Genomic DNA, 14,980 nt, shown 5'->3' on the forward strand with positions numbered 1-14,980 from the left:
CACACGAGCGATTTTAGCCGTTCGGACAAGCCGCCGGGGAGTGTCCGCAGTTACCGTTCGGGGCATCCAGACGTAGCAGGAATGGCAGAGGAGCCGCCGTGGACGCCGTGACCCAGACCCCCGCCCCGAAGAACGAGCCGGTGCTCACCTACGCGCCGGGCAGCGCCGAGCGCGCCGAGCTCGAGGGTGCGCTGAAGCGGCTGGGCCAGGCGGAACCGGTCGACCTGACCATGACCATCGGCGGCGAGCAGCGCCCCGGCGGCGGCGAGAAGATCGACGTCGTCCAGCCGCACAACCACGCGCACGTCCTCGGCACCATCCACAGCGCGAGCCGGCAGGACGCCACCGACGCCATCGCGGCCGCCGCGAAGGCCGCCCCGGAGTGGCGTGCGCTGTCCTACGACGACCGCGCCGCGATCCTGCTGCGCGCCGCCGACCTGCTGACCGGCAAGTGGCGCGCCACGCTGAACGCCGCCACCATGCTCGGCCAGTCCAAGACCGCGACCCAGGCCGAGATCGACGCCGCCTGCGAGCTCGCCGACTTCTGGCGCTTCAACGTCGAGTTCGGCCGCCGGATCCTCGCCGAGCAGCCGATCAGCTCGCCGGGCGTGTGGAACCGGCTGGAGCACCGCCCCCTGGAGGGCTTCGTCTACGCGATCACGCCGTTCAACTTCACCGCGATCGCCGGCAACCTCCCCACCGCGCCCGCGCTGATGGGCAACACCGTGCTGTGGAAGCCGTCGCCGACGCAGTCGTTCGCGGCGCACCTGACCATGCGGCTGCTCGAAGAGGCCGGGATGCCGCCGGGCGTGATCAACCTGCTGCCGGGGGACGGCAAGGCCGTCTCGGAGGTCGCCCTGACCCACCGCGACCTGGCCGGCATCCACTTCACCGGCTCGACCGCGACGTTCCAGCACCTGTGGGGCACCGTCGGCGCCAACATCGCGGGCTACCGCGGCTACCCGCGGCTGGTCGGCGAGACCGGCGGCAAGGACTTCGTGCTCGCGCACGCCTCCGCCGACGTCGACGTCCTGCGCACGGCTCTGGTCCGCGGCGCGTTCGAGTACCAGGGCCAGAAGTGCTCCGCCGCTTCGCGCGCGTACATCCCGCGCAGCGTCTGGAACCGGCTCAAGGACGGCCTGGTCGCCGAAACCGAGGCGCTGACCTACGGCGACGTCACCGACTTCTCGCACTTCGGCGGCGCGGTGATCGACCGGCGGGCGTTCGACAAGCACGCCGCGCTGTTCGAGCGGGTCAAGAACGACGCCTCGGTGGAGGTCCTCACCGGCGGGACCGCCGACGACAGCGTCGGGTACTTCGTCCAGCCGACCATCCTCGTCACCGACGACCCGGCGCACGAGATGTTCAGCACCGAGTACTTCGGCCCGATCCTCGGCGTGTACGTCTACGAGGACGGCGACTTCGACGCCGTGCTGAAGCTCGTCGACGAGACGGCCACGTACGCGCTTACCGGCGCGGTGATCGCGAACGACCGCACCGCCGTGGCGAAGGCGTCCGAGGCGCTGAAGTTCACCGCGGGCAACTTCTACGTCAACGACAAGCCGACCGGTGCCGTCGTCGGCCAGCAGCCGTTCGGCGGCGCGCGGGCCTCGGGCACCAACGACAAGGCGGGCTCGATCCTCAACCTGCAGCGCTGGACCAGCCCGCGCTCGATCAAGGAGACGTTCGTCCCGCCGACCAGCGTCCGCTACCCGCACCAGGGCTGAGCCCGCTCGAGACTGGAGGTTCCGTCATGCTGCGTGCCCCGTTGCTCGCCGCGGCCCGCTCGCAGGGCATCCGGCGGCTCGTCGAGGCCGTGCCCGCCACGCGGTCCGTGGTGCGCCGGTTCGTGGCCGGGTCCGAGGCGTCCGACGCCGTCCGCGTGGCCCGGGAACTGGCCGCGGACGGGCGCCGGATCACCCTCGACCACCTGGGTGAGGACACCACCGACGCCGCGCAGGCGGCGGCGATCGTGCGGGCCTACGAGGCGGTGCTGACCGCGCTGGCCGCGGACGGGCTGGCCGAGGGGGCGGACGTCTCGGTGAAGCTGTCGGCGGTGGGGCAGTTCCTGCCGTCGGACGGCGAGGACGTCGCCTTGGAGAACGCGCGGAAGATCTGCGCGGCGGCCGACGCGGTCGGGGCCACCGTGACGCTCGACATGGAGGACCACACCACCACGGACTCGACGCTCGGCATCCTGCGCGAGCTGCGCGGCGAGTACCCGTGGGTGGGCGCGGTGCTGCAGGCCTACCTACGCCGCACCGAGCAGGACTGCCGCGAGCTGGCCGGGCCCGGCTCCCGGGTGCGGCTGTGCAAGGGCGCCTACGCCGAGCCGGAGTCCGTGGCGTTCGCGGAGAAGTCCGAGGTGGACCGGTCCTACGTCCGCTGCCTGCGCGTGCTGATGGCGGGCGAGGGCTACCCGATGGTCGCCTCCCACGACCCGCGGATGATCGAGATCGCCGCCGCACTGGCCGAGGAGCACGGCCGCACCGACGACGACCACGAGTTCCAGATGCTCTACGGCATCCGGCCGGAGGAGCAGCGGCGGATCGCCGCGTCGGGTGCGCGGATGCGCGTCTACGTGCCCTACGGCGACGAGTGGTACGGCTACTTCATGCGCCGCCTGGCCGAGCGCCCGGCGAACCTGGCGTTCTTCCTGCGCGGCCTGGCCACCCGCTCCTGAAAAGCCGGTCAGGCCTGTTCGGCCTCGGCTTCGGCGGCCTTGCGCTTGACCTCGGCCATGTCGACCTCGCGAGCCTGCTTGATGAGCTCTTCGAGGGCGGGCTCGGGCAGCGCGCCGGGCTGGGCGTAGATCAGCGTCTTGTCGCGGATGATGGCCAGCGTCGGGATGGAGCGGACGTCGAAGGCGGCGGCCAGCTGCTGCTGCGCTTCGGTGTCGACACTCGCGAACACGAGGTCTTCGTGCTTCTCGGAGGCCTTTTCGTAGACCGGCGCGAACTGGCGGCACGGTCCGCACCAGCTCGCCCAGAAGTCGATCAGGACGAACTCGTTGTCGTTTACCGTCTGGTCGAAGTTCTCGGCGGTCAGCTCAACGGTGCTCATGCCCTGGTCAACGAACCGGGCACGGCGGGAATTCCCGGGGCCGGGGTAGCGTCAGCACGAGCGCAATGTCAGGCACGAGGAGGAACACGATGGCCGACGGCGAGATCCTGGGCCGGATCGACGAGCTGATCGCGGAGGAGCACGAGCTCCGGTCGCGCTCGGTCGGCGTGGGGCTGAGCGGCGGCGACCGCGACCGGCTCACCGCGGTCGAGCAGCAGCTCGACCAGTGCTGGGACCTGCTGCGGCAGCGGCGTGCGAAGACGGAGTTCCACGAGAACCCGGACGACGCCGCGGCCCGCCCGGTCTCCGAGGTGGAGTCCTACCGCCAGTAGGCCGACGCCGAGCGGCCGCCCCGCGCGGGGCGGCCGCCAAATTCTTCCGGCGGCGATGTCGAGCAGTGATGTCGAGCAGTGACTTCGAGCAGTGACTTCGAGCAGTGATGTCGAAAAGAGGGAACCGGCTCCGTCCCCGGGGTGAGAGCGGCCAGAATGGGTCGCCCGACCACCGAGGAGTCACGACGATGGCCAAGTACCTGCTGCTCAAGCACTACCGCGGCGCCCCGGCCCCGGCGAACTGCGACGCGCCCATCGACCAGTGGACGCCGGCGGAGATCTCGGCCCACGTCCAGTACATGCAGGACTTCGGGGCCAAGCTCGAGGCCACCGGCGAGTTCGTCGAACACCAGGCGCTCGCCCCGGAGGGGACGTTCGTCCGCTACGACGGCGAGGGACGGCCGCCGGTCACCGACGGCCCCTTCCCCGAGACCAAGGACCTCATCGCCGGCTGGACGGTGATCGACGTCGACAGCTACGAACGCGCCCTCGAGCTGGCCGCGGAGCTGTCGGCCGCACCCGGCCCGGGCGGGCAGCCGATCCACGAGTGGCTCGAGCTGCGCCCGTTCCTGACGGCCCCGCCCACCATCACGGAATGACCGGACGGCCTGCGGGAGGGGAAGCACCATGGGTGACCGGGTGCTGCCGCGGCTGGAGCACGTCGGCGTCGTCGTCGGGGACCTGGAGGCGGCGAAGGCGTTCTTCACCGAGCTCGGGCTCGAGGTCGAAGGCGAGATGACCGTCGAGGGCCACGCGGTGGACCGCATCACCGGGCTGGACGGCGTCCGGTCGGACCTGGCGATGCTGCGGACGCCGGGCGGCCACGGGAAGCTGGAGCTCATCCGGTACCGGACCCCGGCGGGGCCGGGCGGGGACCCCGATGCGCCGGCGAACGCGCCCGGGCTCCGCCACCTCCTGTTCGAGGTGGCGGACATCGAAGACGTCCTGGCGCGCCTGCGGCCACACGGCGCCGAGCTCGTCGGCGAACTGGTGCAGTACGAGGACAGCTTCAAGCTCTGCTACGTCCGCGGCCCGGAGGGGATCATCGTCGAGCTGGCCGAGCGGATCGGCTGAGGCGTGGACGAAGCCCTGCTCCGGAGCCTCACCCCGGGCGTCCTGGCCGTCCTCGTCCGCCGCGGAGCCGACTTCGCGGCGGCCGAGGACGCCGTCCAGGAGGCGCTGGTCGAGGCGTTCCGCGCGTGGCCGGCCGACCCGCCCCGGGACCCGAAGGGCTGGCTGGTCACCGTGGCGTGGCGCAAGTTCCTCGACGCGACCCGGGCGGACGCCGCCCGCCGCAACCGCGAGGACGTCGTCGACACCGAGGTGGCGCCCGGGCCCACGGCGGCGGTGGACGACACGCTCCGGCTGTACTTCCTCTGCGCCCACCCGTCGCTGACGCCGTCGTCCGCGGTCGCACTCACGCTGCGGGCCGTAGGCGGGCTGACCACGCGGCAGATCGCGCAGGCGTACCTGGTGCCCGAGGCGACCATGGCGCAGCGCATCAGCCGCGCCAAACGGACCGTGTCGGGGGTGCGGTTCGACCAGCCCGGCGACGTCGCCACCGTGCTGCGCGTGCTCTACCTGGTCTTCAACGAGGGCTATTCCGGGGACGTCGACCTGGCGGCCGAGGCCATCCGGCTGACCCGGCAGCTCGCGGCGGCGATCGACCACCCCGAGGTGGCCGGGTTGCTCGCCCTCATGCTGCTGCACCACGCCCGGCGCGCCAGCCGGACCGCGGCCGACGGCAGCCTGGTGCCCCTCGCCGACCAGGACCGGTCGCGGTGGGACACCGCGCTGATCGCCGAAGGGGTGGCGATCCTGCAGGCGGCGCTGGCCCGCGACCAGCTGGGCGAGTTCCAGGCCCAGGCCGCCATCGCGGCCCTGCACGCCGACGCGCAGGCCGCCGCGGAGACCGACTGGGTGCAGATCGTCGAGTGGTACGACGAGCTCCTCCGCCTCACCGGCAGCCCCGTCGTGCGGCTCAACCGCGCGGTCGCCGTCGGCGAAGCGGACGGGCCGCGTGCCGGGCTGGCGGCGCTCGCGAAGCTGGACGACACGGTGCCGCGCTACACCGCGGTGTCGGCGTACCTCCACGAGCGCGACGGTGACCTGGAGACGGCGGCGAGGTTGTACGCCGAGGCCGCGGCAAAAGCGTCGAACCTCGCCGAGGTCGACCACCTCACCCGCCAGGCCGCCCGCCTCAACACCCGGAACTCGCGTGACTGAGCCCGTAACTCGCGTGATTAAGGCCGTAACTCGCGAGTTACGGCCTTAATCACGCGAGTTACGGCTCTGATCACGTCGGATCCGGGTTCGATCACGCGGGTTACGTCGGTCAGGCGGGGCAGAGGGTGCCGTCCGCCGGGATCTTGCCGTCGATCAGGAAGGCGCGGGCCGCGTCGGTGACGCAGGGGGAGACGCCGATCGCGCCGTGACCCGCACCCTGCCAGGTGATCGTCACCGCGGACGGCATCTGGTCGGCCGCGCGGGTGCTGCCGACCTGGGGCGTGACCGGGTCGCTCGCGGTGGCCGCGACCAGGATCGGCGGGGCCCCGGGCGCCCCCGGCGGCGGCAGCGGCTCGGTGCGCACCGGCCACGGGCCGCACCAGGCCAGCTGCTGGGCGACGACCGCGCCGAACTGCGGGTACTTGCCGCGCATGCCGGCCACGATCTGGTCGAGCTGGTCGGCCGAGAGGCGGGTCTGGCTGTCGTTGCAGCGGGTCGCGATCGTGGCGTCGATCCGCGACGGCTGGGCCCGCGTGTCGCGCAGCACCGGCGCGGCGAACGCGGTGAGGGGACCGATGTCCCCGGAGCGCGCCGCGGTGATCGCGTCGGCCAGCTCCGGCCACCGGGAGCGCTGCGCGAGTCCCGAGTAGACGGCGAACATCGCGACGCCCGGGCCGAACGCGACGCCGTCGCCGGTCGACGGCGGGGTGCGCCGCAGCTGGTCGGTGAGCGCCGAAAGCGCCGCTTTCGGATCGCCGAGAGCGCAGTGCCGCGTCGCACAGTCCGCGGCGAAAACGTCCCATGTGGACTGGGCGCCGGCGGCGACCGCGTCGAGGACCGCGGCGGTGTCGGCGCCCGGGTCGGGGACGCCGTCGAGGACCATCCGCCCGACCTGGCCGGGGAAGCGCACCGCGTACTCGGCCAGCACCTTCGAGCCGTCGCCGTGGCCGAGCGCGTCGAGCCGCTCCATCCCCAGCTGCTTGCGGAGCTCGTCGAGGTCGCCCGCGCTGCGCCAGCTGTCGAGCGCGGTCTGGGAGTCGTCCAGCTCGATGGCGCACTGCTGGCCGGCCTTGCGGGCCGCGTCCAGCACGTCCGCCAGGCCGCCTTCCGCCGGGTCGGCGTCGATGAGGTCGTGCCGGATGTCGGCGGGGACGCACTGGGCGGCGCCGGAAAGCCCGGTGCCCCGCCGGTCCAGGCCGATCAGCGAGAACTTCTCCAGGAACGCGGGCGGCAGCGTCGCGGCCAGCCGCGCGGCGTACACGGTGCCGGGCTCGCCGTCGATGTCGTTGACCACGACCAGCGGCACCGGGCCGCTGCCGACCTTCAGCGCCAGCAGCCGCACCACCGACCGCCGCGGCTCCCCGGGGGCGTCGAGCGGCGCGGTGACGCGGGCGCAGGTGAAGTGCAGGCTGTCCGGAACGCCGGGGGTGCCGATGCGCTGGCGGGTGTCGTCGTCGCAGTCACCCCACTTCAGCGAGGCCGACTGCGGCTCGCCCAGCGGCGGCAGGGGCACTCCCGGCGTCCCGGCGGGGGTGCTGCCGGTCGTCTTCCCGTCGTTCTCGACCAGCGCCGGGCGAACCGACGGCCCGGCGGCGCAGCCCGCGGCGGCGGCCAGGGCGAGCAGCGCGGCCAGGAGACGGGTACGGCGGCGGCGCACGGGGGTGTCCTCACGTAGAACGTCGATCACGGGCGAGCCGAGCTTCGCACGGCCGGTGTGGGACGCGGGTTAGCGGGTCCGCACGACCTGGCCGCGGAAGACGGCGTCGAGGTCGTAGCGGGCCGGCTCGTCGAGCTGGCCGTAGTCGCACGACGCGGGTTCGCGGTCGGGCCGCCACCGCACGAACCGCGCGTTGTGCCGGAACCGCGACGGCATCCCGCCTTCGGTGTTCTCGTAGGCGACCTCGACGACGCGCTCGGGCCGCAGCGGCACCCATTCGTGCTCGGTGGCGCGCCAGCGGGTGATGCCGCCGGGGATGCGCTGCGCCTCGCCGGTGGCCCGGCCGCCCCACGGGTGGTCTTCGCCGTCGGTGACCAGCGGGGCCAGCTCTTCGGCCAGCTCGCGGCGGCGTTCCTTGGGGAACGACCCGACGGTGCCGACGTGGTGCAGCACGCCCTTCTCGTCGTGCAGGCCGAGCAGGAAGGAGCCGACGAGTTCGCCGGGGCCGCCGTCGACGTGCCAGCGCAGCCCGGCGAGCACGCAGTCCGCGGTGCGCACGTGCTTGTACTTGACCATCACGCGCTTGCCGGGGGTGTAGGGCTCGTCGAGGGGCTTGCCGATGACGCCGTCGAGGCCGGCGCCCTCGAACAGCTCGAACCAGTGCCGCGCGGTGGCCGGGTCGGTGGTGGCCGGGGTGAGCGGGAACCGGGCGCCGGCCAGCTCGACGAGCCGTTCGCGGCGCACGGACGTCGGTTCGTCGAGCAGGACCTCGTCGCCGAGGGCCAGGACGTCGAAGGCGACGAATTCGGCGGGCTGCTCGGCCGACAGCAGCGTGATCCGGCTCGCGGCGGGGTGGATGCGCTCGGTGAGGGCGTCGAAGTCGAGCCGTCCTCCGCGCGCGACGACGAGCTCGCCGTCGAGCACGACCCGCGGCGGCAGGATGTCCAGCAGCCGCGCGACCGCCTCCGGGAAGTACCGGTTGAGCGGTTTTTCCGCCCGGGACTGCAGGTACAGCTCGTCGCCGTCGCGGAAGACGATGCAGCGGAAGCCGTCCCACTTCGGTTCGAACAGCAGGCCACCGGAGTCCGGGATGGCCTTCGCGGGCTTGGCGAGCATCGGCTTCAGCGGCGGCTGCAGCGGTAGGGGCATGCCCCGCATTCTGCGGAAAAGCCCGGCTCAGCGCACGCGTTTCGCCGGGCTCGTGTCGAGTTCCAGACGCACCGCGGCAGGCAGTGACGCCAGGCCGAGCGAGGCACGGGCCCTGGCCAGCACCCGCTCGTCGAGTTCCGCCCAGACGCCTTTCAGGTCGGTGCCTTCGTGCAGCCACAGGGTGATGCGCAACGCCGGAGAAGTGCGCGAGCCGACCGCGCGGACCCGGGCGCGGCTGACGCCGGCGAGCTGTTCGGCGTCGGCCTGGACCGCGCCGGCGACCGCGGCCGCGGTGACCACCAGCTCGGCGCCTTCGGTGCGGTCGAGCTCCAGGTCCGGCCGCGGTTCCGGGCGCAGCGAGCGCAGGGCCCAGCGCAGGCCGAGCACGAACAGCAGGACGCCGAGCACGATCGCGGTGGTGCGCGCGGGCGTGGCGTGGCCGCCGAGCCAGTCCACGGCGATCGGGTCCAGCAGCGGACGGCGGCCGCGGAACTCGCCGAGCCCGCCGAGGCCGACCACCAGGGCCAGCGTCCCGCCGAGGAAGGCCAGGAGCCCGACGAGGAAGGTCAGCGTGCGTTCGCCCGTGGAGGACCGGGAAAGGGCCTTCGCGGCGGCGGTCTTGCTCATCGGCGGTCCTTCGGCGAATCGACCACGACGGTCACCTTCGGCCGTCGCACCAGCGGGATGTCGTCGAGCAGCGCGGACACCGTTGCGAGGAGCCGCGGCCGCAGCTCGCCCTCGGTTTCGAGGGTGCTCTTCGCGCGGACGCGGATGCGGCGGGCGCTCGCGGTGACCGACGCGCCGGCGACGTTGTCCTGCGCGCGCACGGTGAGCCCGACCAGCCGGGCCAGCGAGCGCGGCGACGTCGAGACGCTCACCTCGCCGGCCGGGTCGGTCAGCCGCACCGCGCGGTTCCCGGCGGCCAGCGCGCACCCCACCAGGAGCAGGCCCGCGGCGGCCAGGACGCCGGCCCCGACGCGCACCGCGTAGGCGTCCCAGCCCAGCGACGCGAGCTCGGCCCGCCACCGCGGCCACGGCACCAGCAGCGGCGCCGAGCCCGGGCGCCACCAGTGCCAGCCGACTTCCAGGGCGAGCAGCGCCCCGGCGGCCGCCGCGGCCAGGCCGAGCAGGGTGGCGAGGATGCGGACGAACGGGCGCACGGCTACCGCACCCTCGGCGGGACGTCCGGCAGCAGCGCGGACACCGTCACGGCCAGGGTCCGCACGTGGTAGCCGGTGAGCAGCTCGACCTCCTCGACCACCTTCGCCCGCACGTCCCCGACGACCGCGCGAACCGCCGCCGGGTAGCGCAGGGCGAGGTCGAGCGCGAGGTCGACGTCATTGTCGTGGCCGCCGACCTTCGCCTTCGGCCCCTTCTTGCCGTCCCGCGCGGTGCCCGGCACCTGTCCGGCGGCGTGCTGGGCGACCTTGCGGACCACCGCGTGACCGATGGTGAGGGTGCCGCGCTCGGCCGGTTCGGCGAGCTCCCGCGGCACGTCCAGGGCGGGGCTCACTTGTCGCGGCCCTTGCCGAACAGCTCGCCGAGGTCGAGTTCGCCGTCGAGGACCCGGCCGGCGACCAGGCCGATGATCCCGACGGCCAGGGTCACCAGGAACGCGGCGAACCCCTGGGTCGCGGCCAAGCCGAGGATCAAGCCGGCCAGAAGCCCGGTCTGCGTTGCGCTCACATGTCCTCCTTGGACGGGTCACCGTGCCGCGTGGTCATTCCACGCGCGCCGATTCGGGTTCTTCCTCGCCGGGCAGGAAGATGTCGTTGACCGCGATGTTCACTTCGATCACCTCGAGGCCGGTGATCTGCTCGACCGCGGTGATCACGTTGCGCCGCACGGCGCGGGCCACGTCGGTGATGCGCGCGCCGTACTCGACGACGAGGTCGAGGTCGATCGCGGTCTGCTTCTCGCCGACCTCGACCGACACCCCGGTGGTGGTGACCGTGCCGGAGCCGGGGATCCGTTCGCGCAGCGCGCCGATCGCGCGCGACACCCCGCCGCCGCCCAGCGTGTGCACGCCGGCGACCTCCCGGGTGGCCAGGCCGGCGATCTTCTGCACCACCAGCGACGAGATGGTGGTGCGGCCGGCGGTGCCCTCTTCGTTGAGCGGGGTGACCGTGCCGGGGCTTTCGGTCCGTTCCGGGTGCATGCGTGCGGGTTCCTCTCGCGGCGGGTTCACGCGCTTACGATGCCCGGAAGGGGGAAATCCTCACGCAAGGTCGCCCGATCGGGGTAACGCTCACCCCGGGTGGACGTCCACGACGTGCACGTTCACCGCGCCCCCCAGTTGCCGGGCCAGCTCGGCGGTGATCTCCCGCCGGAGCGCCTCGGCGGCTTCGCCGGCCACGACGCCGGGCCGGACCGACACCCGCACCTGCACGACGTCGTCCTCGACCGCGACGGCCGAAACCCGCACGCCGTCCGGGGCCCGGTCCGCGGCGATCGCCCGGGCCAGCCGGGCGACGACGCCTTCGGGGCCGCGCGGGCGGCCCGCCTCGCCGGGCACCTCCACCGCCGTCCGGCGGCCGCGCGCGACCGCCCGCAGCACGCGTTCGACCAGGCCGGGCGGGGTCGGCACCCGGCGCCGGGCCGCGGCGCGCACGGCTTCCCAGCGGGGGTCCCGCTCGGGCTCCTCGGTCTCGGCCATCACCGCTCCCTCAACTCGGCGAGCAGCGCCACCTTGGCCCGGTGCAGCCGGGAACGCAAGGCGCCGACGTTCACGTCGAGCACTTCGGCGACCTCTTCGTAGCTCAGGCCCTCCAGCTCGCGCAGCACGAACGGCACGCGCTGGGACACCTCGAGCCTGCCGACCGCCCGCAGCACCGCGTCGACCTCTTCCGCCCGCACGACGCGCCCTTCGGGGCCGGGCACCGCCGCAGCGAGCAACGCCGTGTCTACAGTGGACTGTGGGGCCGGGTCGTCGAGCGAGAGCGTCGGCCGGCGACGGCGCAGCACGGCGAGCGCGCTGTTGGTGACGACGCGGTAGAGCCACGTCGACACCGCCGATTCCTGCCGGAAGCCGGCCAGGGAGCGCCACGCGGCGAGCCACGCCTCCTGCACGACGTCCTCGGCCTCGGCCGCGCTGCCGGTGATCCGCAGCGCGACCCGGTACATCCGCGGGGTGTGCCGCCGCACCAGCGCGCCGAACGCCGCGTCGTCACCGCCCGCGGCCCGGGCGAGCAGGACGGCGTCGTCGCTCACCCGGCGTCCCGGCGGTAGCGCAGCAGCGTGAAGCCGTCCTCGACGAGGATCGACGCCAGCGCGAGCCGGCGCGGCACCGCCGGCGCGGCCCCCGCGGCGATCCGGCCCGCCGGGCCGGCCACCAGCAGCGGCGCGACGGTCAGGCACAGCTGGTCGACGAGGTCGGCGGCGACGAGCCGGGCGAAGAGCGCGGGGCCGCCTTCGCAGTCGATCCGGCGCAGCCCGCGGGCGGCGAGCAGGCCGAGGGCGCGGGGGAGGTCGACGTCTTCCTCGCCCGCCCGCAGGACTTCGGCCCCGGCGGCTTCGAGCGCGCGCGTGTCGGCGGTGTCCGTGGTGACCACGATCGGGGCCACGGCGGTTTCGGTGAACAGCCGGGACGCGGGGTCCAGGTCCGCGGTGCGCGTGACCACGGCGATCGGCGGGACACCGACGAACCCGAGACGTCGTCTGCGCTCCAGGCGTTTCGCGCCCGCGACGACCCCGCGGTAGTCCTCGGCGCGGACGGTGCCGGCGCCGACCAGGAGCACGTCGGCGAGGTCGCGGCCGAGCAGGAAGACCTTCCGGTCGGCGGCGTGCGACAGCCCCGCCGAAGTGGTGTCGATCTCGGCGGCGCCATCGGCCGACGCGACGAAGTTGACCTGCACCCAGGGTCTGGACAGATCGGCCGGATAGGCGTAGATCCCTTCGAGGTCCGTCCCGGTCAGCTCGCCCGTCGCAAGGGGCCACACGCTCCGCACGTGATCATCCCAGCACGGGCGTGAAGCACGTCTCTACCGGGGCATATGCCGCTGACCGGCACCAGGTGCGCGGATAGGCTCTGCGACCATGCCCGCGCACCTGACCGGCCGCCGTCCCGAGTTGTCCGCCGACGAGCTGATCGGCGCGCTGGTGCCGCCGCCGCGCTTCGACGCCGTCCGGTTCGACACCTACCTCCCGAATCCCGACGAGCCCAGCCAGGCCGCCGCGGTCGGTGCCTGCTCGGACTTCGCCGCGAAGGTCGGCGCTCGCCGGGAGAAGAAGCGGTTCAAGCTCTTCGGCGGTTCGGCGGAGCCGTCCGGGCCGATGGGGCTCTACCTCGACGGCGGGTTCGGCGTCGGCAAGACCCACCTGCTCGCCTCGACGTGGCACGCCGCGCCGTCGCCGAAGGCGTACGGCACGTTCGTCGAGCTGACCCACCTGGTCGGCGCGCTGGGCTTCGCCGAGGCCGTGCGGCGGCTGGCGGAGCACCGGATCCTGGCCATCGACGAGTTCGAGCTGGACGACCCGGGCGACACCACGCTGGTCACGCGGCTGCTGCAGGAGCTGATGGACGCGGGCGTGCACGTCGCGGCGACGTCGAACACCCTGCCGGAGAAGCTGGGGGAGGGCCGGTTCGCCGCCGAGGACTTCCTGCGCGAGATCCAGACGCTGTCGGCCCGCTTCGGCGTGGTCCGCGTCGACGGCCCGGACTACCGCCACCGCGGTCTGCCGGACGCCCCGCCCCCGGTCTCCGCCGACGAGCTGGAGTCGTCCGCCGAAGCGCACGAAGGATCCACTGTGGACGACTTCGACGCGCTGTGCGAGCACCTGGCTTCGTTGCACCCCTCCCGCTACGGACGGCTCCTGGACGGCGTCACCCGCGTGCACCTGCGCGACATCCACCCGGCGCCGGACCAGAACGTGGCGCTGCGGCTGGTCGCCTTCGCCGACCGGCTCTACGACCGGGCCGTCCCGCTGGTGGTGTCGGGCGAGCCGCTGCCGACGCTGTTCACCGAGGAGATGGTGAACGGCGGCTACCGCAAGAAGTACCTGCGCGCGGTCAGCCGGTTGACGGCACTGGCGCGGGACGCGGTGCCGGCCAGCTGAAGAGCACGACCGCCACCGCGAACAGCGTCCCGCCGACGACGTCGGTGAGGTAGTGGTAGCCCATGCCGACCAGCCCGGCCGCCGCGGCGAGCAGCGCCACCGCGGCCAGCACCGCCACGACCACGCGGCGCGTGACGAGGACCAGCACCGTCAGCACCGCCACCAGGCTCACCGTGTGCCCGCTCGGGTAGACCAGGGTGCCGTTCTTCCACCGGTCGTACAGGGGTTTGAGCAGCCAGCTCGTCAGCAGGATCGCCAGCACCGGCGCGGCGAGCGCGAGTCCCGCCTCCCGCCGCCGCCCGGCACGCAGGCACAGGAAGACCGCGAGCAGGCCCAGCGCGAGCACCACGTACGGCTCGGTCGGCAACACCAGGACCCGCAGCACGCCGGGGCTCAGGTGGGCCACGGCGCCGGCGGCGGCGTCGTCGACCGCGCCGGGCGTGGTCCCGCCGGCGAACGGCAGGCCCAGCAGCAGCGCGAGCAGGCCGCAGACCGCGGCCGGTACCCGGATCGTCCTCACCCGCGCGAGGGTAGCCGGGGCCCCGGAGCTGCCGCGGGTGCGTCACCATGCCGGGGGGACCGACTTGGGAGGAACGGATGCGGGTCACCGTCGCCGGCGCCGGGATCGTCGGGCTGAGCTGCGCGTACCGGCTGGCGGAAGCGGGCCACGACGTCACGGTCGTGGCGGCGGCCCCGCCGCGGGAGTCGACGTCGGCGGTCGCGGGCGGGGTGGTGTACCCACCGGGCGATCGCCTGGACGAGCGGATCGTGCGGTGGACCGCGGCGAGCCTCGCGGTGTTCCGCGGGCATGACACGCCGGGCGTCCGCTTCCGCCGCGGCCGGGTCCTGCTGGCGGCGGCTGAGCCGGACCCGCAGTGGCTCCCGGCGGTGGACGACGCGACCCGCGACGGCGACCGCGTGGAGTTCACGACGGCGGTGGTCGACACGCCGGTCTACCTGGAGTGGCTGCTCGCCCGGGTGGGCGCGCTGGGCGTGCGGGTGGAGTACCGGTCCCTGACGTCGCTGCGGGGACTCGGCGCGGACGTCGTGGTCAACGCGGCGGGCCTCGGCGCGGGCGCGTTGGCGGGCGACGCGACGATGGTGCCGGTCGGCGGCCAGGTCGTGCACGTGACCGACCCGGGCCTGTCGGAGTTCGTGGTCGACGAGACGGGCCCGGGCGTGACGTACGTGATCCCGCACGGCGGCCACGTGGTGTGCGGCGGCACCGAGGAGCCGGGCCGCGGCGACACCGACCCGAACCCGGCGGTGACGGCGGACATCCTGCGCCGCTGCCGCGAGCTGGAGCCACGCCTGGCGGACGCGGAGGTGCTGCGGTCACTGGTGGGCCTGCGCCCGTTCCGCCGCGAGGTGCGGCTGGAGCGGGTGGGCGACGTGGTGCACTGCTACGGGCACGGGGGAGCGGGAATCACCCTGGCCTGGGGCTGCGCCGCGGACGTCACCGAGCTGGTCACAGCGTGATGAGCGCGCCGCGGGCGCG

At 73.8% G+C, this 14,980-nt stretch carries 20 protein-coding genes; 8 read left to right on the plus strand and 12 right to left on the minus strand.

Annotated features, from left to right (window positions below):
• The first annotated feature begins 98 nt into the window (after positions 1-98).
• Together pruA and AB0M80_RS22350 are read left to right on the plus strand one after the other, a co-directional pair.
• Positions 99-1,727 (plus strand): L-glutamate gamma-semialdehyde dehydrogenase, encoded by a 1,629-nt coding sequence (pruA, locus tag AB0M80_RS22345; RefSeq protein WP_364567898.1) that lies wholly within the window; start codon positions 99-101, stop codon positions 1,725-1,727.
• Between the two features lie 26 nt (positions 1,728-1,753).
• Positions 1,754-2,683 (plus strand): proline dehydrogenase family protein, encoded by a 930-nt coding sequence (locus AB0M80_RS22350; RefSeq protein WP_364567901.1) that lies wholly within the window; start codon positions 1,754-1,756, stop codon positions 2,681-2,683.
• An 8-nt stretch (positions 2,684-2,691) separates the two neighbouring features.
• On the opposite strand, the gene trxA is transcribed toward AB0M80_RS22350, so the two are convergent.
• Complete coding sequence (trxA, locus tag AB0M80_RS22355; protein ID WP_020645142.1) at positions 2,692-3,063, minus strand: thioredoxin; 372 nt, start codon at positions 3,061-3,063, stop codon at positions 2,692-2,694.
• Between the two features lie 89 nt (positions 3,064-3,152).
• Between trxA and AB0M80_RS22360 the strand changes: the two genes are divergently transcribed.
• The 4 genes from AB0M80_RS22360 (at position 3,153) to AB0M80_RS22375 (ending at position 5,621) form a co-directional block, all read left to right on the plus strand.
• A complete protein-coding gene (locus AB0M80_RS22360) occupies positions 3,153-3,395 on the plus strand; it encodes a DUF2630 family protein (RefSeq protein ID WP_364567904.1) in 243 nt (80 codons plus the stop codon).
• Between the two features lie 188 nt (positions 3,396-3,583).
• Positions 3,584-3,994 (plus strand): YciI family protein, encoded by a 411-nt coding sequence (locus AB0M80_RS22365; RefSeq protein ID WP_364567907.1) that lies wholly within the window; start codon positions 3,584-3,586, stop codon positions 3,992-3,994.
• Positions 3,995-4,022: 28 nt separating this feature from the next.
• Positions 4,023-4,469 carry a VOC family protein gene (locus AB0M80_RS22370; RefSeq protein ID WP_364567909.1) on the plus strand — a complete coding sequence of 149 codons (447 nt, stop codon included), beginning with the start codon at positions 4,023-4,025 and terminating at the stop codon, positions 4,467-4,469.
• Positions 4,470-4,472: 3 nt separating this feature from the next.
• Positions 4,473-5,621: a DUF6596 domain-containing protein gene (locus tag AB0M80_RS22375; protein WP_364567912.1), complete on the plus strand. Its 1,149-nt coding sequence runs from the start codon at positions 4,473-4,475 to the stop codon at positions 5,619-5,621.
• Between the two features lie 109 nt (positions 5,622-5,730).
• Here the strand turns inward: AB0M80_RS22375 and AB0M80_RS22380 are convergent, their stop codons facing one another.
• The 10 genes from AB0M80_RS22380 to AB0M80_RS22425 form a co-directional block, all read right to left on the minus strand.
• On the minus strand, positions 5,731-7,278 hold the full coding sequence (locus AB0M80_RS22380) for an alpha/beta hydrolase (RefSeq protein ID WP_364567915.1): 1,548 nt from the start codon (positions 7,276-7,278) through the stop codon (positions 5,731-5,733).
• Between the two features lie 69 nt (positions 7,279-7,347).
• The gene (locus AB0M80_RS22385; RefSeq protein ID WP_364567918.1) at positions 7,348-8,427 is read right to left on the minus strand and encodes an ATP-dependent DNA ligase; all 1,080 of its coding nucleotides are present in this window, start codon (positions 8,425-8,427) and stop codon (positions 7,348-7,350) included.
• 27 nt (positions 8,428-8,454) lie between these two features.
• Positions 8,455-9,054 carry an alkaline shock response membrane anchor protein AmaP gene (locus AB0M80_RS22390; protein WP_364567920.1) on the minus strand — a complete coding sequence of 200 codons (600 nt, stop codon included), beginning with the start codon at positions 9,052-9,054 and terminating at the stop codon, positions 8,455-8,457.
• On the minus strand, positions 9,051-9,587 hold the full coding sequence (locus AB0M80_RS22395) for a DUF6286 domain-containing protein (protein WP_364567923.1): 537 nt from the start codon (positions 9,585-9,587) through the stop codon (positions 9,051-9,053). Before AB0M80_RS22395 ends, AB0M80_RS22390 begins: the two co-directional genes overlap by 4 nt.
• 2 nt (positions 9,588-9,589) lie before the next feature.
• Positions 9,590-9,940, minus strand: coding sequence for a hypothetical protein (locus AB0M80_RS22400; protein ID WP_364567926.1), 351 nt, complete (start codon positions 9,938-9,940; stop codon positions 9,590-9,592).
• On the minus strand, positions 9,937-10,113 hold the full coding sequence (locus tag AB0M80_RS22405; RefSeq protein WP_364567929.1) for a hypothetical protein: 177 nt from the start codon (positions 10,111-10,113) through the stop codon (positions 9,937-9,939). The genes AB0M80_RS22400 and AB0M80_RS22405 overlap by 4 nt, the downstream gene beginning before the upstream one ends.
• Before the next feature lie 34 nt (positions 10,114-10,147).
• Positions 10,148-10,585 carry an Asp23/Gls24 family envelope stress response protein gene (locus tag AB0M80_RS22410; RefSeq protein WP_364568563.1) on the minus strand — a complete coding sequence of 146 codons (438 nt, stop codon included), beginning with the start codon at positions 10,583-10,585 and terminating at the stop codon, positions 10,148-10,150.
• 90 nt (positions 10,586-10,675) lie between these two features.
• Positions 10,676-11,083, minus strand: coding sequence for a hypothetical protein (locus tag AB0M80_RS22415; RefSeq protein WP_364567932.1), 408 nt, complete (start codon positions 11,081-11,083; stop codon positions 10,676-10,678).
• Complete coding sequence (locus AB0M80_RS22420) at positions 11,083-11,637, minus strand: sigma-70 family RNA polymerase sigma factor (protein WP_364567936.1); 555 nt, start codon at positions 11,635-11,637, stop codon at positions 11,083-11,085. Before AB0M80_RS22420 ends, AB0M80_RS22415 begins: the two co-directional genes overlap by 1 nt.
• A complete protein-coding gene (locus AB0M80_RS22425) occupies positions 11,634-12,374 on the minus strand; it encodes a pyrimidine reductase family protein (RefSeq protein WP_364567938.1) in 741 nt (246 codons plus the stop codon). Before AB0M80_RS22425 ends, AB0M80_RS22420 begins: the two co-directional genes overlap by 4 nt.
• Positions 12,375-12,462: 88 nt before the next feature.
• On the opposite strand from AB0M80_RS22425, the gene zapE reads away from it, so the two are divergent.
• A complete protein-coding gene (gene zapE, locus AB0M80_RS22430) occupies positions 12,463-13,482 on the plus strand; it encodes a cell division protein ZapE (RefSeq protein WP_364567941.1) in 1,020 nt (339 codons plus the stop codon).
• On the opposite strand, the gene AB0M80_RS22435 is transcribed toward zapE, so the two are convergent.
• Positions 13,436-14,002, minus strand: a complete 567-nt coding sequence (locus AB0M80_RS22435) for a phosphatase PAP2 family protein (RefSeq protein ID WP_364567945.1) — start codon at positions 14,000-14,002, stop codon at positions 13,436-13,438. The genes zapE and AB0M80_RS22435 overlap by 47 nt on opposite strands.
• A gap of 77 nt (positions 14,003-14,079) precedes the next feature.
• On the opposite strand from AB0M80_RS22435, the gene AB0M80_RS22440 reads away from it, so the two are divergent.
• Positions 14,080-14,961 carry an FAD-dependent oxidoreductase gene (locus AB0M80_RS22440; RefSeq protein WP_364567947.1) on the plus strand — a complete coding sequence of 294 codons (882 nt, stop codon included), beginning with the start codon at positions 14,080-14,082 and terminating at the stop codon, positions 14,959-14,961.
• The last annotated feature ends 19 nt before the right edge of the window (positions 14,962-14,980 follow it).

Source organism: Amycolatopsis sp. NPDC051045 (genome assembly GCF_040682955.1).
Lineage (GTDB): Bacteria > Actinomycetota > Actinomycetes > Mycobacteriales > Pseudonocardiaceae > Amycolatopsis.